20 protein-coding genes are annotated in these 18,465 nt (G+C 61.4%); 13 read left to right on the top strand and 7 right to left on the bottom strand.

Going from position 1 to position 18,465, the window contains the following annotated elements; genetic code table 11:
• Window positions 1-446: 446 nt before the first annotated feature.
• Both NIM87_RS10215 and NIM87_RS10220 read left to right on the top strand, forming a co-directional pair.
• The gene (locus NIM87_RS10215; protein ID WP_254674555.1) at window positions 447-2,027 is read left to right on the top strand and encodes an RNA-directed DNA polymerase; all 1,581 of its coding nucleotides are present in this window, start codon (window positions 447-449) and stop codon (window positions 2,025-2,027) included.
• 146 nt (window positions 2,028-2,173) lie between these two features.
• Window positions 2,174-2,719 (top strand): hypothetical protein, encoded by a 546-nt coding sequence (locus NIM87_RS10220; RefSeq protein WP_254674556.1) that lies wholly within the window; start codon window positions 2,174-2,176, stop codon window positions 2,717-2,719.
• 728 nt (window positions 2,720-3,447) lie between these two features.
• Here the strand turns inward: NIM87_RS10220 and NIM87_RS10225 are convergent.
• Window positions 3,448-3,936 carry a hypothetical protein gene (locus tag NIM87_RS10225; RefSeq protein WP_254674557.1) on the bottom strand — a complete coding sequence of 163 codons (489 nt, stop codon included), beginning with the start codon at window positions 3,934-3,936 and terminating at the stop codon, window positions 3,448-3,450.
• Between the two features lie 145 nt (window positions 3,937-4,081).
• Between NIM87_RS10225 and NIM87_RS10230 the strand changes: the two genes are divergently transcribed.
• Together NIM87_RS10230 and NIM87_RS10235 are read left to right on the top strand one after the other, a co-directional pair.
• Window positions 4,082-4,444, top strand: a complete 363-nt coding sequence (locus NIM87_RS10230; RefSeq protein ID WP_254674558.1) for a hypothetical protein — start codon at window positions 4,082-4,084, stop codon at window positions 4,442-4,444.
• Between the two features lie 693 nt (window positions 4,445-5,137).
• Window positions 5,138-5,506, top strand: coding sequence for an SH3 domain-containing protein (locus tag NIM87_RS10235; RefSeq protein WP_254674559.1), 369 nt, complete (start codon window positions 5,138-5,140; stop codon window positions 5,504-5,506).
• Window positions 5,507-5,655: 149 nt separating this feature from the next.
• Here the strand turns inward: NIM87_RS10235 and hemH are convergent, their stop codons facing one another.
• The 3 genes from hemH to NIM87_RS10250 form a co-directional block, all read right to left on the bottom strand.
• Window positions 5,656-6,678: a ferrochelatase gene (hemH, locus tag NIM87_RS10240; protein WP_254674560.1), complete on the bottom strand. Its 1,023-nt coding sequence runs from the start codon at window positions 6,676-6,678 to the stop codon at window positions 5,656-5,658.
• A gap of 98 nt (window positions 6,679-6,776) precedes the next feature.
• Window positions 6,777-8,357: a HoxN/HupN/NixA family nickel/cobalt transporter gene (locus NIM87_RS10245; RefSeq protein ID WP_254674561.1), complete on the bottom strand. Its 1,581-nt coding sequence runs from the start codon at window positions 8,355-8,357 to the stop codon at window positions 6,777-6,779.
• A 9-nt stretch (window positions 8,358-8,366) separates the two neighbouring features.
• Window positions 8,367-9,350, bottom strand: a complete 984-nt coding sequence (locus NIM87_RS10250; protein ID WP_332017516.1) for a LysR family transcriptional regulator — start codon at window positions 9,348-9,350, stop codon at window positions 8,367-8,369.
• A gap of 108 nt (window positions 9,351-9,458) precedes the next feature.
• Between NIM87_RS10250 and NIM87_RS10255 the strand changes: the two genes are divergently transcribed.
• Window positions 9,459-9,881 (top strand): MarR family winged helix-turn-helix transcriptional regulator, encoded by a 423-nt coding sequence (locus tag NIM87_RS10255; protein WP_254674562.1) that lies wholly within the window; start codon window positions 9,459-9,461, stop codon window positions 9,879-9,881.
• A 188-nt stretch (window positions 9,882-10,069) separates the two neighbouring features.
• A complete protein-coding gene (locus NIM87_RS10260) occupies window positions 10,070-10,516 on the top strand; it encodes an SH3 domain-containing protein (protein ID WP_254674563.1) in 447 nt (148 codons plus the stop codon).
• Between the two features lie 48 nt (window positions 10,517-10,564).
• On the opposite strand, the gene NIM87_RS10265 is transcribed toward NIM87_RS10260, so the two are convergent.
• The 3 genes from NIM87_RS10265 to NIM87_RS10275 all read right to left on the bottom strand — a co-directional run bounded on the left by NIM87_RS10265 (window position 10,565) and on the right by NIM87_RS10275 (window position 12,401).
• Window positions 10,565-11,005 (bottom strand): hypothetical protein, encoded by a 441-nt coding sequence (locus tag NIM87_RS10265; protein WP_254674564.1) that lies wholly within the window; start codon window positions 11,003-11,005, stop codon window positions 10,565-10,567.
• Window positions 11,006-11,088: 83 nt separating this feature from the next.
• Window positions 11,089-12,012: a DMT family transporter gene (locus tag NIM87_RS10270; RefSeq protein ID WP_254674565.1), complete on the bottom strand. Its 924-nt coding sequence runs from the start codon at window positions 12,010-12,012 to the stop codon at window positions 11,089-11,091.
• A gap of 68 nt (window positions 12,013-12,080) precedes the next feature.
• Window positions 12,081-12,401, bottom strand: coding sequence for a hypothetical protein (locus tag NIM87_RS10275; RefSeq protein ID WP_254674566.1), 321 nt, complete (start codon window positions 12,399-12,401; stop codon window positions 12,081-12,083).
• Window positions 12,402-12,592: 191 nt separating this feature from the next.
• On the opposite strand from NIM87_RS10275, the gene NIM87_RS10280 reads away from it, so the two are divergent.
• From NIM87_RS10280 to NIM87_RS10310, 7 genes are all read left to right on the top strand, one after another.
• Window positions 12,593-13,381, top strand: a complete 789-nt coding sequence (locus NIM87_RS10280; protein WP_254674567.1) for an SDR family oxidoreductase — start codon at window positions 12,593-12,595, stop codon at window positions 13,379-13,381.
• Window positions 13,378-15,261 carry an excinuclease ABC subunit UvrC gene (gene uvrC, locus NIM87_RS10285; RefSeq protein WP_254677787.1) on the top strand — a complete coding sequence of 628 codons (1,884 nt, stop codon included), beginning with the start codon at window positions 13,378-13,380 and terminating at the stop codon, window positions 15,259-15,261. The genes NIM87_RS10280 and uvrC overlap by 4 nt, the downstream gene beginning before the upstream one ends.
• 123 nt (window positions 15,262-15,384) lie before the next feature.
• The gene (locus NIM87_RS10290; RefSeq protein ID WP_254674569.1) at window positions 15,385-15,588 is read left to right on the top strand and encodes a YgaP family membrane protein; all 204 of its coding nucleotides are present in this window, start codon (window positions 15,385-15,387) and stop codon (window positions 15,586-15,588) included.
• A 2-nt stretch (window positions 15,589-15,590) separates the two neighbouring features.
• Window positions 15,591-16,124, top strand: a complete 534-nt coding sequence (locus tag NIM87_RS10295; RefSeq protein WP_254674570.1) for an RNA polymerase sigma factor — start codon at window positions 15,591-15,593, stop codon at window positions 16,122-16,124.
• 127 nt (window positions 16,125-16,251) lie between these two features.
• Window positions 16,252-16,605, top strand: coding sequence for a YciI family protein (locus NIM87_RS10300; protein ID WP_254674571.1), 354 nt, complete (start codon window positions 16,252-16,254; stop codon window positions 16,603-16,605).
• Between the two features lie 63 nt (window positions 16,606-16,668).
• Complete coding sequence (locus NIM87_RS10305; RefSeq protein WP_254674572.1) at window positions 16,669-17,670, top strand: ABC transporter ATP-binding protein; 1,002 nt, start codon at window positions 16,669-16,671, stop codon at window positions 17,668-17,670.
• Entirely contained in the window at window positions 17,667-18,464 is a 798-nt protein-coding gene (locus NIM87_RS10310) for an ABC transporter permease (protein ID WP_254674573.1), read from the top strand. Before NIM87_RS10305 ends, NIM87_RS10310 begins: the two co-directional genes overlap by 4 nt.
• Window position 18,465: the final 1 nt, after the last annotated feature.

Raw genomic sequence — 18,465 nt, forward strand, 5'->3', positions numbered from 1 at the left:
TCCTAAGCCACAGAACGCCCGGCTCCATGGCCTCCCTCCCCCTTGAGGGGAGGGTAGTGAAGCTGGCTGCGGAGCAGCCTAGCGCAACTAGGGTGGGGGTGTCGGATTGTGCTGCAAATCTCGATGGTTGCCGGAGGCGCTGACACCCCCACCCGAGCGCCGCTAAGGTCCTGACGGACCTAAGCTCTGCTTGCCCTCCCCTCAAGGGGGAGGGAAGCCAGAACCGAAAGTCCCGCGGACGCCCCCCGCAGCCCTCATGGGGAGGCGCGCAGCGAAGCGAAGCCTCGAACCACGAGGGCACCGACCGCGTCCCAGGACACTCAATTGTCACCCCGGCGCAGACCCGGGGCCAATCCTGAACGCGGGTGATGGATACCGGATCAACGCCGGGATGACAGCCGGTGGTTGCTGCTCTACCATGAGGATAGTCTTATGGGGGCCGGCGCGTGCAAGAATTTTTCAGAGCCGCAATTGAGAATATCTACAAACACGGGGACACCGATATCTTCCCGTTTCCGATAGAGAATAGAATTCTCTACGATAAAATAGATAGCGTGCTGCCCCTTCTAGTCGAAGCGCATGAAAACTTCGATTCAAATTTTGCCGCTAATGCGCCGCAAGACATAAGTTCCCTCGTTCCCGCTGGGACATTTGGCTTCCGTCAAGGAACTCAACTGGACCCTTTTTGGAACGCATTTTTCTTGGGAAATGTCCTATCCGTAGCTGAGAAAATAGAGGACGCCAGACTCTCTGACAAAGAGATTTTCTCGTATCGGCTATCCAGAGAAAACTACATGTCCGGAGACACATTCAGGAGGGACATTGGTTGGATAGATTTCATGCGACGTTCGGCAGAAATAGCAGAACAACATGAATATATAGTCGTTTGCGACATTGCAGACTGTTACTCTAGGATAAGCCATCACAAAATTGAGAATGCACTGCAGTTGATCGGCGCGGACCCAAAGGTACGAAAAAGCATCATGGGTTATCTGGGAAATTTAACACAGACCCGATCAAGCGGACTTCCCATTGGCGGACCAGCATCCAGAATTTTGGCAGAACTGGCCCTAGTCAATTCAGACATATACATGAGAAGCAGCCAGATAAATTTCACAAGATATGCCGATGATTACCATATATTCTGCACATCGAAGCATGAAGCTTATGCATCGCTCCTTAATGTATCTAAAATTCTTTCAAACGATAGTTTGTCCTTGCAGAAATCAAAAACGAGAATTCTCACAAGGGCAGAATTCATAGCAGTAAACAAGAATGTTTTGGTTGATGCCGGCGCGTCTGTGACACCTGTTCAAAGGTTAATGTCACTTACCTTAAGATATGATCCGTATTCATCAAACGCTGAGCAAGACTACGAAGCTCTAAAATCCGAATTGAACTCAATCGACATTGTAGCTTTACTCAACGAGCAGTTGGCGCAAACCAGAGTTCATGTCGCGACGACAAAGAAGATAATTTCCGCACTCCGGCACGTATCGGAAAGTGCCCAGTTTGGTGCGGCAATTTCCATGCTAGACAATATGGATGTCCTATACCCTATCGCCTCGAACGTTTTCATAGCAATTGCGTCATTCTTTAAAAACCTCAACTCCCAGTCCAGGTCTCAGATATGCGATAGAATTAGAGATTTATATTCGGATAAGCACGAGGTATTGCAATCAGCAGCAAATTTGGCGTTCGCAAATCGTATCATTTCGATGGAAAAGAGTGCACTGAATCAGGAGCATCTACACAGATGCTACGACAACTCGACCGATTCAATCGTTCGTCGTGACGTGATTATTACGTTCGCCAACTGGCAGAACTTTGCTTGGATTTCGATGGAGAAGCAAAAATTTCAGACACTTAGCCTTTGGGAGCGACGCGCACTTATCCTAGCCTCATATTACCTAAATGATGAAGGTAAGCATTGGCGAGGCTTTGCAAAGGATTGGTTCAATCCTTTCGAAAGTATCGTTCGCGATTGGCGAGCGGAGAAGCAGCCAGATTTCAAGTTGCCGCTATGATCAATGAGCGAACTTTTGCGCACAATTTCTCAGGTTTTTGGCGCTCTGCGCTCCCAAATTTGGAGGCAGTTCTTCGTACCCTCAACCTCGGCTATGAACGGTTGCAAACACCCCTTAAGACGAAATCGGAACCGTCAAGACGCGACTTGATTAGCGAAGTTGGCTTTCGATTGGCGGCGCTTGGCGACAAGCCGCCTATCGAAGAGAATTTAAGTGTCGCCTTTGACGAGGCCACCCGCTTCCTCTCAAGCGAGACAAGCTCAAATGCTTCCACGGATGGAATTAGACTCACGGCGCCTGAGTTGTCCGAAGTCACCTCAATCGCGCAACGCATAACAGAGCTTTGTAGGTCAGTCGGTGGAAAAGACGTCACGTTTTTCCCCGAATTTCGCGGTTTAGGAATGCTAGAAAAATGCCAAGGGGACATTCGGGTAGATGATACAATAATAGAAATAAAATATGTTGATCGATCGTTTAGAAGTACAGACTTCAGACAAGCTCTAACTTATGCGACTCTGGCAAACTTGGGGGGGGATAATGGAATAGATAGAATAATTCTATACAATCCTCTTCGAGGAACTTACGTGGACACCACGCTTGAAGAGCTCATATTCAGCTCCAGCGGACGATCGGTTGAGGAATTTGAATTTGAATTTTTGAGCGTTTTAGATGGATCAGGTGTGTCTCGCTGATTCTTCTTGAGCGACATTGTGACCTTTCATGTTGAATCACCTAGCCCTATCCCCCCAATAAAAATCCTTCATTGGACACCAGAACCCTCCGGCGCCACACTCCCCTCATGCCACCGCGTTTCTCTCCAACAGCGGCCCGCCGCTTGATGATGACGACACCTACACCCCGCCCAGCGGGCTTCGCAGGCCGTCCGGCATAGCCGGATGAAAGGCTCCGGTGGAGCCTTTCAAGCCAAGAAGGCCATGAGAGCTATGCGCGAGTGGCAGTCCTCGAAATCCTCGAACGCGGGCGGTATCTCGGCGCCAGCGACACTCGCCATTCGAGCGTAGCTCTCATGGCCTTCTCACCTAAATTCGCTCCACCGGAGCGAATTTGCCTACGGCCCGGCTCGAAGATTGCGCAGATCGTGGCGAAGCGTGGGGTGAGGTACTAGCGAAAACCCCACCCAACCTCCCCCTGAAACAGGGGGAGGAGCAGAGGGGGTCCACCGCAGGTCCGGCATACGGGAGCAGAGGGGGTCCACCGCAGGTCCGGCATGCGCCGGCGCGTCACCGCCCCCTGGAGGGGGGAGGCAAGCAAAGCTTGGCCGCAGGCCTTAGCGCAGCTAGGAGGGGGTGACACGTCCACCCATGCCGCGCTCTGCACTGAAACGACACGCCCTCGGCCCAAGCCCGAGGGTGACGATCCGAGCAAGACGACGGCCCATGCGTAGCGACCTCGCCCGCCCCTAAGTCCCATCCCCATCGACCGGGCAGGCCTCAAACAGCCGCGCAAATTCGTCTCCCGCGCCCGCGGCCGAGTAGCGCCCCTGCTCCACGCCGTCGACTTCCACCGAGAATTGGCCCGAGAGGATGTCCATCACCTCCGGCGTGAACAGTGTCGTGCCGCCCGTCGAATAGCGCTCGTTGACCACTCCGCTGACCGGGGACGCCATATCCACCCGCCGGTCACCCGCGACCACGCTCAGCACCTTCGGCTCGGTTTCGGGTTCGTCCATGAAGGCGGCAATGCTCACATCGGGCCAACCCTCCTGGCAGCTGATCTGCAGCACCTGTCCGCCCACCGCCGGGTCCAGCCAATAGAGATAGATATCGGTCAGGCCCGAACGCGCAAATTCTTCGAGAAACCAGCCCTCCGGCATTGCCTCCTGCGCCGCCGCCGCGCCGCCCATTGCCAGCGCCACGCCCAAAGCGACCCATCCAGCACCTTGCCTCATCCACGCCTCCTGCTCCGATGTCATGATCCTACGCTGCGCAGCGCCGGGCGCGCCAGTGGTGCGACTGTGGCAGGGCAGGAAAGGACTTGTCCCCGCCCCCGATCCCCGCGCGCACAATGGCCCAAACCACTTTTGGAGATCCATCATGCGCAAAGATTGGCGGCTGAATCACAGCTCCATTTCCTTTCACCAGCTCAACACCTTTCGGCATCTCGCCATCGAGATCGACCAGCTCGAAGCTCAGCTGCGGACCCTGCCCGACGCCGTTTCGCCATCGCCGCTGCTGGTCGAACTGGTGCGCCTGCTGCGGGCCGATCTCTATCGGCTGGTGTCGCGCGAAGTGGGCGCCCGCGCCCTCCGTCGTCCCCTGCCCGAGGCGCCCGGCAAGGCCACGCTGACCCAGAACCTCGACGAAGCGCGTCTGGCGCTCGCCCGCTTCCGCGAGGCCCATTCCGCCGCCTGGTCCGACCGCGACGACCGCTGGCTGGTGGACCGAGAGCCGTCCTGAAGGGCAAATCTGAAAAGGCCATAAGACCTGTCGTCGAGTGGCGAGGGCCGCTGCTGTCCCACCGCATTGAAACACCCCCACCCAACCTCCCCCTGAAAAGGGGGAGGGGTAGAATTGAGTTTCTCTGCTGATCCGGACGCCACCACCATGCGCTCCTCCCCCCCTGTCAGGGGGAGGCAAGCAAAGCTTGGCCGTCAGGCCGTAGCGAAGCTGGGTGGGGGTATCCTCTTCAAAAAAAATCACAAATCCGAAAGTAATCCCCGCCCCATCCAGCGTCCCCCATACTGCCCTCGTTCCCGCCGATAACACGCGGCACTGACGAGGTGTCGGGCGGGAAGACTGGGCCGCACGGTGTCGACCGGGCGGAGGCGTGTATGCTGACCACCGGCCAGTTGTCGGCGGCACGGCTTGAGATCGGGACCAAGCGCCATCGCGAGGCCCCACCGGCAGACCACCGCCGGGCGTATCCATTCCGTGATCCGAGGCAACAACCTGCAAGGGGGCCGCTCGATGCGTGCGTCCGAAATCCCGGGCGTGGGAAGCGGCTTTCGCCTCTTCTTTACTAAAACCTTCGGGGCGAAAGCCGCTTTTCACCGTGTCACCGCACGCCGTAAGGCGAAGCGGCGATTCTGCACGTCTTGATGTCGCCATGCCGATCCCGCATGGATGGGAAAATTTCCTCAGGAGGCCCCCATGCGCGCCCTCACCCGCCTTGCCATCGCTGCGCTCGCCGCCCTTGTGCTCGCCACGCCCGCGCTCGCGATCACCGTCACCGCCCGCGTGTCCGGCGGCACTATCGCCGTCCATGCCGGGCCCGATGCCCGCTTCGCCGTTCTCGGCCATGTCCGCGAGGGGCAGGAAATCCCCATCGACTATTGTACCCAGACCGATGGCGACAGCGACCGCGGCACCTGGTTCGGCGACGCCGGCCACCCGCTCTGGCCCTCGGGCTCCACCCAATGGTGCCGCATCCCCGACTATGGCTGGGTGGAGCGCAGCTATATCGTGGGCCGGGGCCTGGTCAACGTCACCCCGCCCGATTTCGTCGGGCGCGGATGGTGATGTCACGCCACCCTCATTCCCTCCCCATCAAGGGAGGGAGGCGCAGACCAAAACGCCGGTGTTCATCCCTCCCTCCCCCTTGTGGGGAGGGTAGCGTCGCTAGGCCAGGGGCCGTAGCACAGCTAGGGTGGGGGTAAACGAGGGGGAGGTCAAAGCCACCCCGCCAGTTCCCGCCGCACCATGGCTTCCACGAAGTCCATGCCGCCGGGCGAGGCATTCAGGCACGGGATATAGGCGAACTTCTCCCCGCCCGCTTCCATGAAGCTATCCTTGCCGCCCATGGCGATCTCTTCGAGCGTCTCGATGCAATCGGCCGAAAAGGCCGGCGCCAGGATCGCCACCTTCTTCTTGCCCTGCCCCGGCAGCGCTTCGAGCGTCTTGTCGGTATAGGGCTGCAGCCATTCGGTCGGCCCGAACCGGCTCTGGAAGGTGACCATCAGCCGGTCCTTGTCCCAGCCCAGGTATTCGCGCAGCAGCCGCGTGGTCTTGTAGCACTGGCAATGGTAGGGGTCGCCGCGCTGCAGATATTCCACCGGCATGCCGTGGTAGGAGGTGATCACCACATCCGGCTCGAAATCGAGCGCCGCGACACCATCCCGGATCGAATCGCCCAGGGCCTTGATATAGGCCGGGTCGTCGAAATAGGCCGGCGCCGTCCGCACTGCCGGCTGCCAGCGCATGGTCTTGAGCACGTCGAACGCCTTGTCATTGGCCGTCGCCGTCGTCGTCGCCGAATATTGCGGATAAAGCGGCACCAGCAGGATCTTCTGGCACCCGGCAGCCTGCATTTTTTCGAGCACGCTCTGGGTCGATGGATTGCCATAGCGCATGGCGAATTCCACCACGATATCCTCGCCCTTGAGGCGCTGTGCTAAATTCTCCGTCTGCTCCCGCGTGATCACCCGCAATGGGCTTTCGTTCTTTTCCTTGTCCCAGATCTGGGCATAGGCATGCCCGCTCTTTTGCGGCCGGAAGGAGAGAATGACCAGATTGAGGATCGGCCACCAAAGGAACTTGTTGGTCTCGATCACCCGAGGATCGGAGAGGAATTCCTTCAGATACCGCCGCACGCTCCAATAATCAGTGCCATCAGGCGTACCCAGGTTGAGCAGCAGAACGCCGATTTTCTGCTTGGGCACGGGAGGATGGTCAGGGGGAAGCTGCGCGGACATCAGGGACCAGTTTGGAAAAGTTCCAGGGTGACGCACCATAGCCTGTTACCGCATGGCCGCAAGGCGGCGATGGGTCGCGCCGATCCGGGTGATCCAACTCAGAAGCTGGCGATCAGCAGCAGCACCCCGAATGCCAGCACCGCAACTGCGCCCAGCAATTCGGCCCACCACACCAGCGCCCCGGCCAGCGCACTCTCGGCTCCGCCGATCCGCCCGGCCAGGCCCTTGGCCGTCGCCGCCAGGGTCGCCAGTGCCGCCACGGTAATCGCCGTCCCCAGCCCCATCAGCAGCACCGCCGCAATCCCGGCCGCCAGCAGGCCCTGCGATAATGCAAACACCAGCACCACCAGTGCCCCCGAACAGGGCCGCAGTCCCACCGCGAGAACCACGCCCAGCTGCTCGCGCCAATTGCCCCGAATATCCCCGGGGCCTACCGCGTGGTGCATACTATGCTCGTGATGCCCATGGTCGTGATCGTGATCGTGATGATGTTCAACATGGGAGTGATCATGGCTGTGCCCCCAGCCAAATATCTTGCGCGCTACCAGCCACAGCCCCAGCAGCGCCACCATGGCATAGCTGACGACGCCCACCCAGTGCGCCGCCTCGCCCAGCGCGGTGCTGGTCAGGTTCAGCGCGCCCGCCAGCACCAGCACGAAGCCGATCGCCACCAGCGACTGCATCAGCGCCGACAGCGCACTCAGCACGATGCCCTGGCGCAATTGCTGTTCATTGGCCAGCACATAGGACGAAATGACCACCTTGCCGTGCCCCGGCCCGGCAGCGTGGAAAACGCCATAGAGAAAGCTCAGTCCGCCCAGCACCCAGAACGCCGTCCAGTCGGTGCGCAGCGCATCCAGCGCCGCCGTCAGGGCCGCATAAAATTCACGTTGCTGCGCCTGCAGCCAGCCGAAAAACCCGCTGCGCGGCAAGCTGATGCCCACTTCGGGCGGCGGCCCGCCAAAGGGCGCTGCTGGCCGGGCGGCGGCCACCTGCTCAACCGCCTCAATCGCGGTCGCGGCGACAGGTGCCGCACCGCAACTCACCACCACCAGCCCCTGCGTACCCCGCATGGCGGCGGCAAGATCGGGCGGCAGCTCCAGCACATCTGGTCCAAGCGAATAAAGCCGCTCCTCGACTTCGGGGGCCACTGGCACGGGCGGTTCAAGCCGCGCCGCGCAGCCCTCAGGCGCATTCTCCAGCGTCACATCGGCAGGCTCATTGACCGTGATCGCCACGTAGTATTCGGGGTCATAGACACCCAGTTCAAACCGCTCGCCCACGGCCTGTGGTGTCGTCGCCGTAATGGTGAAATCCAGCGTCACCCGATTGTCGGCATAGACCATCTTCTGGTCCCCGACCGGGGCAAAATCCATGCCGTCCCCGGCATATGTATAAAACCCGTAGTCGGCCAGGCCGAGCATATTCTCGTTGGCCAGGTCCTGCATTTCCGCCGAGCTGACGGTGCCGTCGCCGTCCGTATCCAGTCCCTGCACCATCCACACCGAAAAGGCGGTGTCGAAGGTCCAGCTGTGGTGCAGCGCCGTGACCCGGCCTGCATCATCGAGACGAACCACCGCCCTGGCGTCGATCATGATGTGCGGATGCGCCAACGCGGGCTGCGCCAGCCCCAGTGTGATCAGTGCCACACCGATCAATCGCGCCGAAAGTCTGGTCAAGTCGGGCCTCTAGTGCACGGGATGGGTGGCGAACCACTCCACCAGATGATCGATCAGTGCCCGCACCTTGCCGGCCAGGTGTCGCCGGTGCGGATAAACGGCCTGCAGGGTTTGCCCGGTCGGCAGGAAATCCGCCAGCACCGGCACCAGGTCACCCTGCTGCACCGCCGGCTCGGCCAGATAGGAAGGCAATACGACAAAACCGAGGCCCATCACCGCCGCCGTGCGCGCCGCCAGCGGCGAGTTGACACGCAGCGGGCCGGTCACGGGCACCGAAATGGTCTTGCCATCCTCGGTAAAGCGCCAGTTCGACTGTCCCTGCAAGTTGACATCGACAATACAGGGCAGATGCCGCAGGTCCTCGGGATGCTTGGGCGTACCCACCTTGCCGATCAGTTTCGGCGCAGCGCCCACCACCACATGCATATCGGCGATCTTGCGGGCGATAAGCGAGGAATCGGCCAGCGTCGAAATCCTGAGCGCAACATCGATCCCCTCGTCGACCAGATCGACATAGCGATCCTCCAGCCGCAGGTCGAGTGTCACCTTGGGAAACTTTTCGAGATAGGCAAAGATCGCCGGCGCCAGCGTGCGTTCGCCGAAATTGCGCGGCGCCGACACCCGCAGCATGCCGCGTGGCTCGGTCGTCTGGTCGGCAATTGTCGCGTCCAGATCGTCGAGTTGCTGCAACAGGCTCGAGGCTTCGCGGTAATAGGCCTCCCCCGCCTCGGTCAGGCTCAGCCGCCGGGTCGTGCGGTTCATCAGGCGCACGCCCAGGTAATCCTCGAGATCAGTGACATATTTGCTGAGCAGGGCTTTGGAGCGCCCGTGCTGCCGGGCAGCGGCCGAAAAACCGCCTGCGTCGAACACTTGCACAAAGGCACGGATGCGGGAAATATCCTGCGACATGACGGGTCCGTTCGATGACAGCGACAGCGTGGCGCGCTTGCGATTATGAGCAGGGAGCCGCCCAATGGTGGTCAATCGACGCATAACTCATCTGCGCACAGTGAACAATAACGCCCCTTGGTCGTTGAGCGATTAACGATAGGATGGATGCGCAATCGACGGCGACGAGGAGATCGGATTATTTTCCCGCCCATGTCCAGACCCTCCCCCCGCTCCGCGCTCTATCGGCTCATCGAAGCCGGACAACTCGCGCACAAGGCGCTTCTGGTGCCTGTGGTCGAGAAGGGCCTCGAGCCGGGTGATGACGCCGTGCTGTTCGTGCTTGGCCGCTCCGGCACCACCGAGGCGGACCTGGCGCGTGAACTGGGCCTGTCTGCCGACATGCTCTCAAGCCGTCTCGAACGCCTCGCCAGCCGCGATTTCATCACCCGCCAGGCGGTTGGGCCGGAGCTGGAGCCGGGCCTGGCCCTGACCGAGCGCGGCGTGCGCATTCGCAATGCCCTGGCCGATCACTGGGCTCAGCTCGAAGAGGCGCTGATGGGCGAACTCAAGCCCAAGCACCGCAAGAAATTTGCCGACGCCCTGGGCCGCTTCGTCGACCTGCTGCGCTTCTAGAGCGTTTCCCGCAACGCGGTGCCGTTTTTGCGCCTCGGACTTGATCCGAGAATCGGAAACACGACAACCAAACACCTGGATCACCGGCCACATCAGCCTTAACGCTTCGTTCAGCTTGGGTTCATGCGCAATGGGGTTCTCTGAGACCAAGGCATCAATGCCAACAGTACAGGGAAAGGACCTCCGCCATGACCCTCAGGAAAAAACTCTTCGCCTCCGGTCTCGCGACCCTGGCCGTCATCGCCACCACCATGGCCGCTTCCGCCGCACCCGCAGTCGCCACCGGCAATGTCAACGTTCGCACCGGCCCCGGAACCGGCTATCGCGTGGTCGATACGCTGCGCCGCGGCGAGCCTGTGAACGTCCAGCAATGCCGTGGCAGCTGGTGCTACGTCGAAAAGCGCGGCCCGGACGGTTGGGTTTCCGCAAACTATCTCAGCACTGGCCGCCCGCATTGGGACGACCGCTGGGATAACGATTGGGACAATGGTTGGGATAACGGCTGGGAGCGCCCGCGTCCGCCGCGCCCACCCCACTGGAACCCGCGCCCACGCCCGCAGCCGACCTATCCGGGCCACTCCGGGGGCAGCGTCTGCTTCAATGGCCCCAATGGCTACTTCTGCATCGGCAACTGACCGATCCTGCGCCGCTCCCTCACTGGGGGCGGCGTCCTTGTCTGGAACCTATTCGACCATCAACCGGTCGATATCGACGCCGCGCCGCTCCAATGGCGCGCGCATCCGGCGCGCCAGATATTCATTGGCGCCGTAAGTCACGATTGCGCCGATAGCAGCAACCGCACCAAAGCCCAGCCAGCCTTCCTGGCTGCCCACAACCGATGCGCCCAGCACCGTTGCGATTGCCGTCCCCATCACAATCCAGCTCTTGCGCTGAGCAGCGATCTTGAGGTTTCGCGCACCGGAATGCAGCAAGTCGCGCAATTCAGTGTCGCTCATGGCCGCCAGCTCTGCCGAGCGACGTTCCCTGCGGATGGTTTCGATATAGGCATCAACCCGCCGCATGGTCAGCGCGTCGCGCTTGTCGCTCTGCTTTCCGCGCGTCAGCATGGTCCAGCCGCCACCAATCAGCAGCAACACCAGGGCAATCTCGATAAGCCAGATCATTGCGCGCCTCCCATGCCTGTCGGAGCGTCGTCGCTCAACACTGTGCACACATGCCCTTTGCGGTCCGCCAGTTCAAGACCGCCTTACTCGACGGCGGGCAGCGCTTCCTGCCCCACCTTTGGCACACGCTTTGCCCGCTCACGCGCCATCACCACAAGGCCGGCCGCGACAATGACCGCAGCGCCAAGCAGCGAAATGGCATCGATCCACTGTCCGAACACCACGACGCTGAGCACAATGGCCCAGGGCAGCGAGAAATAGTTGAAGGGCTGCAAAACGCTCGCCGGCGCCATGGTCAAGGCTATGGTCATCAGCCCGTGCCCGGCACAGGTCGTCGCCATGATTACCACCACAAGCGCGACATCCGTCCAACCCATATTCTGCCAGAAGAACATGCCGACGATGCCCGACAAGACCAATCCCACAAGGGCAGCATAGGTCATGCTGGTCGCAGCACTATCGATCGCCGCAACCTTGCGCGTGACCACGATGTAGAGCGCATAAAGCGTCGCCGAGGCCAGGGCAAAGCCAGCGCCCCAGTCCAGCGGCACGCCACCGGGACGCATGATGATCAGTGCACCGATGAACCCGGCGCCAACCGCCGCAAACCGGAACAACCCGACTTTTTCGCCCAATATGGGAATGGCAAACACCGTCACCAGCAGCGGATAGACAATGACAATGGCCTGCAATTCGCCCAGCGGCACCGATTGCAAGGCCAGCGCGAAAAACCAGATATCAGCCATCAGCAGCACGCCGCGCAGCAATTGCAGCTTCGGCGTTCGCGAGCGCAGCGCTTGCCGCAACGGCGCCTGCCGTGCCACCAGAAACAGCGCGAACGCGGCAAAGCCCCAATAGCGCATCATGGTGATCTGGAACGGCGAATAATCCTGCACCAGCAGTTTGGCGACAGCATCCTGGATGCCGAAGACACCGATGGTGATGAGAGTCAGGACAATGGCGCGCCCCACCTGGTCAGCGCGCTCGACAGCAAAATTATGCGGCATGGAGAACTCGGACGTGAACGCGCCCCGCAATGCAATGATCGCGGGGCGTGGGAAGCCTATTGCAAGCTTCAGCTCTTCGCCATGGCCGACTTGATGATCCCGGCGATGGCCGTCAGCAGGCCGCCTCCGACGAGGCCGGCAGCACCCTGGCCGGCCAGGGCGCCAAAGTCGAACGAACCGGCAGTGCCCGCTGCACCGGCGGCTGCACCCACCAATGTATCGAGACCCGGTATCATGCCAGCCAGCCAGGTGCCTGCGAGCCCGCCAATGGCGCCGACAATAGAATTGCCAGCGGTGCCCAGATTAAGTTGCTTTGCCAATTGACCGATGACATTGCCGCCGGCACCGCCAGCAATCAATTGCACCAGGATGGGCACGATTACGTCCATGCTAGTCCCCCTCTTCTTTGCGCGAAGCCTCCCGCTCCGCAACACCATGAGGCTACGCCCGTTTTAAGTTCGGACAAAGCACAAAACCTGCTGCCAAGGGGTGACAGGGGCTTTGTCTAGTTCTGCCGAGGATGCGGGCCTGCAGCAAGCCCGATTGAAGCCCGCCCCCGTTCCGGCCTATGGTCCGCTCGATGTCCAAACCGCTCAAAATCCAGCCGAATCAGTCCACTGCCGTCGCTCTTGTCACCGGCGCCGGCGACCGCATCGGCGCTGCCATCGCCATGGCGCTGTCCAATGCCGGCCATGCCGTTATCATCCATTATCGTTCCGACGCCGAGGGCGCCAAAACCCTGCGCTCGCGCATCCGGGCGGAGGGCGGCCAGGCCGAGATCCTGCGCGCCGATCTGGCCAAACGCCGCCAGCGCAGCACGCTTGTTGCCCGCGCAGCGGCCCTCTTCGGCCCGCTGACAGTTCTCGTCAACAATGCGTCGGCCTTCGAGCCAGACAGCGCCCGCGATGTCGATGAAGCGCTCTGGGATGCCCACTTCGCTGTCCACGCTGAAGCGCCGGTGTTTCTCTCACGCGATTTTGCCGCCCAATTGCCCGAAGGCGCCCCGGGCAATATCGTCAATATCATCGACGAACGCGTGCTCAATCCCAGCCCCGCCTATTTCAGCTATTTCCTGTCAAAATCCGTGCTCTGGACGGCCACCCAGACCCTGGCGCAAACGCTGGCCCCCGCCATTCGCGTCAACGCCATCGGCCCCGGGCCCGTCCTGCCCAATGCCAGGCAAACCCAGGCCGAGTTCGACCTTTCGGTCGACAACCTGCCGCTCAGGCGCCATGCTGGCCCCGAAGCCATTGCTCAGGGCGTCCTCGCCATTCTCTCGATGCCGTCCTTCACCGGCCAGATGCTGGCGCTCGATGGCGGACAACACCTGACCTATCCGGCCAAGCGTGGCCCGACGCCTCGATCATGACTGACATGACCAATCCGCCCCCGTCCGGCCCGGACGTCATCCGCGCCTTTGTCCGCACCCTCCCGGCTGCGCCCGGCGTCTATCGCATGCTCGATGCCGATGGTGGCGTCATCTATGTGGGCAAGGCGCGCAGCCTCAAGGCCCGCGTCACCAACTATACCCGCCCCGAAGGCCTGCCCGTCCGCATCCAGCGCATGATCGCCGCCACGGTGAGCATGGAGTTCGTGCGCACCGAAACCGAATCCGAAGCGCTGCTGCTCGAAGCCAATCTCATCAAGCGGCTGAAGCCACGTTTCAACGTGCTGCTGCGCGACGACAAGAGCTTCCCCTATATCCTCATCACCGGCGATCACGAAGCGCCCGAACTCACCAAGCATCGCGGTTCGCGGCGTCGCAAGGGTCACTATTTCGGCCCCTTCGCCTCGGCCGTCGCGGTCAGCCGCACCATTGCGAGCCTCCAGAAGGCGTTCCTCCTGCGCAATTGCTCGGACAGTTTCTACGCCGCCCGCACCCGCCCCTGCCTGCAATTCCAGATCAAGCGCTGCGCTGCCCCCTGCACGCGTGAGATCAGCCTTGAGGGCTATGCCGAACTGGTCGAGGACGCGCGCCTGTTCCTCTCGGGCAAATCGCAGACGGTCCGTGACCACCTGCAGCGCGACATGAACGCGGCCGCCGAAAATCTCGATTTCGAGCGCGCCGCCCTGATCCGCGACCGCCTGTCGGCGCTGGCCCTGATCCAGTCCCAGGGCGATGCCACTGCCCGTTCCGTGGAGGAAGCCGACGTCTTCGCCATTCATCACGAAGGCGGTCAGTTCTGCGTGCAGGTCTTTTTCTTCCGTGCCTTCCAGAACTGGGGCAACCACGCCTTCCGACCCAAGGCCGACGACAGTCTCACCGACGCCGAAGTGCTCGAAGCCTTCCTGGTACAGTTCTACGAGGATCGCAGCCCGCCCCGCCTGGTGCTGCTCAGCCACGACATGGCAGAGCCTGCCCTCATCGAAGAGGCGCTATCTTCCCGCGCCGGCCGCAAGGTGCGCCTCGAAACCCCGCAACGCGGTGAAAAGCGCGATCTGGTCAATCACGCCCTCAACAATGCCCGCGAAGCCCTTGGGCGCCAACTGGCCGAAGGCGCGTCAAACCGCACGCTGCTTGAAGGGGTGGCCGAAGTTTTCGCCCTCGAAGACGTTCCGCGCCGCATCGAGGTCTACGACAATTCCCACATCTCCGGCACCAATGCGGTGGGCGGCATGATCGTCGCCGGCGAGGAAGGCTTTTCCAAAAAGCACTACCGGACCTTCAACATCAAATCGACCGACATCACCCCCGGCGACGACTTCGGCATGATGCGCGAAGTGCTCACGCGCCGCTTCTCGCGCCTCGCCGCCGAAAGCGACACCGACGCCGAGGACGAAAACACCGGCATGCCCGACTGGCCCGATGTCGTCTTTATCGACGGCGGCGCCGGTCAGCTCAACGCCGTGCGCGAAGTGATTGCCGAGATGAACCTGCCCAAGGAGGTCACCTTCATCGGCATCGCCAAGGGCGAGGATCGCGACGCCGGGCGCGAGAAATTCTTCATCGAGGGCCGCGACGCTTTCATGCTGCCCCACCGCGACCCGGTGCTCTACTATGTCCAGCGCCTGCGCGACGAAGCCCACCGCTTCGCCATCGGCACCCACCGCTCGCGCCGCAAAAAGGACGTGGTCAAGAACCCCCTCGACGAAATCGAAGGCATCGGCCCCACCCGCAAGCGCGCCCTGCTCAATCACTTCGGCTCCGCCAAAGCCGTCTCCCGCGCCTCGCTCGTTGATCTGCAGGCCGTCCCGACCATCTCCGCCGCCATGGCCCAGCTGATCTACGATCACTTCAATCGGACCTAGGTGCTCGAACACCACTTGGCGCCGCGGGAAATATTTTACGCGGCGCGCGAACCGTTTTGGCCGTCCCTCTCCTCTTTACTTGCAGCTGCATCGCTGTGGTGCTGCATGAAACAGGAGAGAGCGATGCTCTACCGCAAGAACATCTATGAATGGGAACAACGGTCCCGGGTCGCCGCCGGCATCGCCATGGCCGTCTGGGGATTTGCCTTCGCCCCCAACCCAATCTTGGGCTACACCATTGCCGTTGCGGGGATCGGACTGGCGATCACCGGAGTGTTTGGCTGGTGTCCGGCCTGCGCCATGATTGGCCGCCGCTTGAAGGATTGACGATGTCCCAGGGCCGCATGGATGCACAATCAAGCACGGATCTCGTCATTCGCGCCCAGGCTGGCGATCATGCGGCCATCGTGGGCTTGCTCGAACATGCGCAGTCCGATGTCCGGCGTTACGCGCGGCGCAATTGCAAGCTGGAAGATGTCGATGACGCCGTGCAGGAGGCCATGACCGTGCTGGCGGGCGGGATCAAGGCGTTGCGCAGTCCGGCCGCCCTGGCGGGATGGCTGTTCACGGTCGTCAAGCGCGAATGTTCCCGCCTGGGGCACTGGGCCACCAGCACCTTGCGCAGCAGGGCCGCCGCCGAAAGCCTGGCCGCCATCGCGGCGCGCCCAGACCCTGATCTGCGCTATGATCTCGGCATGGCCATCCAGTCACTGCCAGAGCACTACAGGGTGATAGTGATCAAGCGGGATTTGGAAGAGCGGACCATTGAGGAAATCGCCCAGGCCGAAGGTCTGTCGAGAGAAGCGGTCAAGGCCAGGCTACACCGGGCCCGGCTCATGATCAGGGAATATCTGACGCCCTAGGAGCCGACCTCGCAATTCCGGCTTGCCCGCTACCGCGCAATCAGCAATTGCCGCGTTCAATGCCAAAAATGTCGAATTCCGCCCGCCCCAATCGTCGCCTCGGCATAACCCCCAAGGGAGACCCACAATGAAATTCATCACCATGGTCAAGACGCTCAATCCCGAGGTCGCCATCAATCCGCCGCCCGAATTGATGGGCGCCATCGTGCAGCTCGGCATGGAAGCGGGTGCGAAAATGACCGAGACCGGCGGCATGGCGCTGGCGGGCACCGTCACGACCCGCAAGGGTCAGATGATCACCGACGGACCCTTTGCCGAGGCCAAGGAAATGGTCGGCGGCTACGCCATATACGAACTCGATACCGAAGCCGAAATCGTCCGCTGGACCGAGCGCTTCGTCGAACTGCACCGTCAGCACTGGCCTGAATGGGACGGCGAAGTGAGCATCCTCCATCTGCAGCAGTTCAACATGGCCGGTTGAGCCAACGCGCTCACAGATCGCAAAGAATCGGTTAGCCTCCTTTTCCCAAGGGGAGCTGACCCGATGTCACCGATCATTTCCGCGACTGGCGTGGGCAAGACCTTCCGCCAGCTCAAGCGCCAATCCGGTTTCGGTGGCGCGCTGAAAAGCCTGTTCTCGCGCGATTACACCGACATCCGGGCCGTCGACGGCATCAGCTTTGCCATCAATGCTGGCGAGGCTGTCGGCTATCTCGGTCCCAATGGCGCCGGCAAGTCGACCATGATCAAGATGATGACCGGCATTCTCACGCCCAGCGCCGGTACCCTCTCGGTGCTCGGCCGCGAGCCGCATGCTCACCGCATGACCAATGCTGCTGAAATCGGCGTGGTCTTCGGCCAGCGCAGCCAGCTCTGGTGGGACCTGCCGGTGCGCGACAGCTTTGATCTGAACCGTCACATCTACGACATTCCCCCGGCGCGCTTTGCCGACAACCTGCGCTATCTCACGGCCATGCTGGACATGGCCTCCTATCTCGATCGCCCGGTTCGCCAGCTCAGCCTTGGCCAGCGCATGCGCGCCGAAATCGCCATGGCGCTGCTGCACGATCCCAAGATCCTGTTCCTCGACGAACCCACGATCGGCCTCGATGTTGTTGCCAAGGACGCGGTGCGCAAATTCCTGGCAGAGATCAACCGCGAGCGCGGCACCACCATCATTCTCACCACCCACGATCTGGTCGATATCGAGGAGATCTGCCCGCGCCTCATCATGGTCGATGATGGCAAATTGCTGTTCGACGGCGAGTTGAACCGCCTGCGCGCCAGTCTCGGCTCCCGCCGCCGCCTGACCCTCGAATTTGCCACCGACCCCGGCCCCATCGCGTTGACCACGGCAACGCTGACCGCAGACGAGGGCGCCGCCAAGCATTTCGTGCTCGACGATGAAACCGTCTCCCTGCTCGACGTGCTGGGCGAACTCGGTCGCGGCCACGGCCTCAAGGACGTCAAGCTCGAGGAGCCCGACATCGAGGAGGTGATCCGCACCTTCTACCTGAACAAGCCAAATCTGGCGTCGGCGCCATGAAACTGAGCGCCTACCCCGCCTTCACCGCCACAGCCTTCACCTCGCGCCTGGCCTACCGCAACCAGGTCTGGTCCGGCATGTTTGGCGAATTGGTCGCCACCTTTGCCTTCATCGCGGTCTGGACGGCAGCCTTTGTTGGCCGGGGCACGGTCGATGGCGTCACCCTGCCCGACATGGTCACCTATGTGATCATCGCCGGGCCGCTGCTCAATTGGAACACCACCCGCTATATCCGCGAGGTCGGCGACGCCATCCGCACCGGCGACGTCACCACGTTTCTTTTGAAACCCCTTCACTATCCGGCCCTGCTGTTCTTCAACCAATTGGGCAACAACGCCTTCGAACAACTGAGCATCACTCTCCCCGTGGCCGTCATCGTCGCCCTCGCGGTTGGTCTGCTGCCTCCGGCCAGTGTCGCCCATGGCCTGCTTTTCCTGGCCTATTGGGTGGTGTCCTGGAGCATGATGTTCCTTATTGCCACGCTGACCGCGATGCTGGCCTTCTGGCTCCTGACAGCCTTTGCGCTGGATTGGTTCCTGCGCGGCATCATGGCGGTCGCCTCGGGCGCCGTCGTGCCGCTCTGGTTCATGCCCGCGCCCCTGGCCGCGATCCTGGGCTATCTGCCCTTCGCCTGGGTCAGCTATTATCCAAGCGCCGTTTATCTTGGAAAACTCGACCTGCCCGCTGCCAGCCTGCATCTCGCCATCGGCTGTATCTGGCTGGCCACGCTGGTCGGCATCTTGACCTGGCTCTGGTCCCGCATGCGCCATCGCCTGATCGTGCAGGGAGGCTGAA

It is taken from the genome of Devosia ureilytica (assembly GCF_024273195.1).
GTDB lineage: Bacteria > Pseudomonadota > Alphaproteobacteria > Rhizobiales > Devosiaceae > Devosia > Devosia ureilytica.

Coding starts and splice junctions, on each gene's coding strand:
- NIM87_RS10225 (WP_254674557.1), bottom strand. CDS start 3,936: ATGAGGCAAGGTGCTGGATGGGTCGCTTTGGGCGTGGCGCTGGCAATG.
- NIM87_RS10230 (WP_254674558.1), top strand. CDS start 4,082: ATGCGCAAAGATTGGCGGCTGAATCACAGCTCCATTTCCTTTCACCAG.
- NIM87_RS10235 (WP_254674559.1), top strand. CDS start 5,138: ATGCGCGCCCTCACCCGCCTTGCCATCGCTGCGCTCGCCGCCCTTGTG.
- hemH (WP_254674560.1), bottom strand. CDS start 6,678: ATGTCCGCGCAGCTTCCCCCTGACCATCCTCCCGTGCCCAAGCAGAAA.
- NIM87_RS10250 (WP_332017516.1), bottom strand. CDS start 9,350: ATGCGTCGATTGACCACCATTGGGCGGCTCCCTGCTCATAATCGCAAG.
- NIM87_RS10255 (WP_254674562.1), top strand. CDS start 9,459: ATGTCCAGACCCTCCCCCCGCTCCGCGCTCTATCGGCTCATCGAAGCC.
- NIM87_RS10260 (WP_254674563.1), top strand. CDS start 10,070: ATGACCCTCAGGAAAAAACTCTTCGCCTCCGGTCTCGCGACCCTGGCC.
- NIM87_RS10265 (WP_254674564.1), bottom strand. CDS start 11,005: ATGATCTGGCTTATCGAGATTGCCCTGGTGTTGCTGCTGATTGGTGGC.
- NIM87_RS10270 (WP_254674565.1), bottom strand. CDS start 12,012: ATGCCGCATAATTTTGCTGTCGAGCGCGCTGACCAGGTGGGGCGCGCC.
- NIM87_RS10275 (WP_254674566.1), bottom strand. CDS start 12,401: ATGGACGTAATCGTGCCCATCCTGGTGCAATTGATTGCTGGCGGTGCC.
- NIM87_RS10280 (WP_254674567.1), top strand. CDS start 12,593: ATGTCCAAACCGCTCAAAATCCAGCCGAATCAGTCCACTGCCGTCGCT.
- uvrC (WP_254677787.1), top strand. CDS start 13,378: ATGACTGACATGACCAATCCGCCCCCGTCCGGCCCGGACGTCATCCGC.
- NIM87_RS10290 (WP_254674569.1), top strand. CDS start 15,385: ATGCTCTACCGCAAGAACATCTATGAATGGGAACAACGGTCCCGGGTC.
- NIM87_RS10295 (WP_254674570.1), top strand. CDS start 15,591: ATGTCCCAGGGCCGCATGGATGCACAATCAAGCACGGATCTCGTCATT.
- NIM87_RS10300 (WP_254674571.1), top strand. CDS start 16,252: ATGAAATTCATCACCATGGTCAAGACGCTCAATCCCGAGGTCGCCATC.
- NIM87_RS10305 (WP_254674572.1), top strand. CDS start 16,669: ATGTCACCGATCATTTCCGCGACTGGCGTGGGCAAGACCTTCCGCCAG.
- NIM87_RS10310 (WP_254674573.1), top strand. CDS start 17,667: ATGAAACTGAGCGCCTACCCCGCCTTCACCGCCACAGCCTTCACCTCG.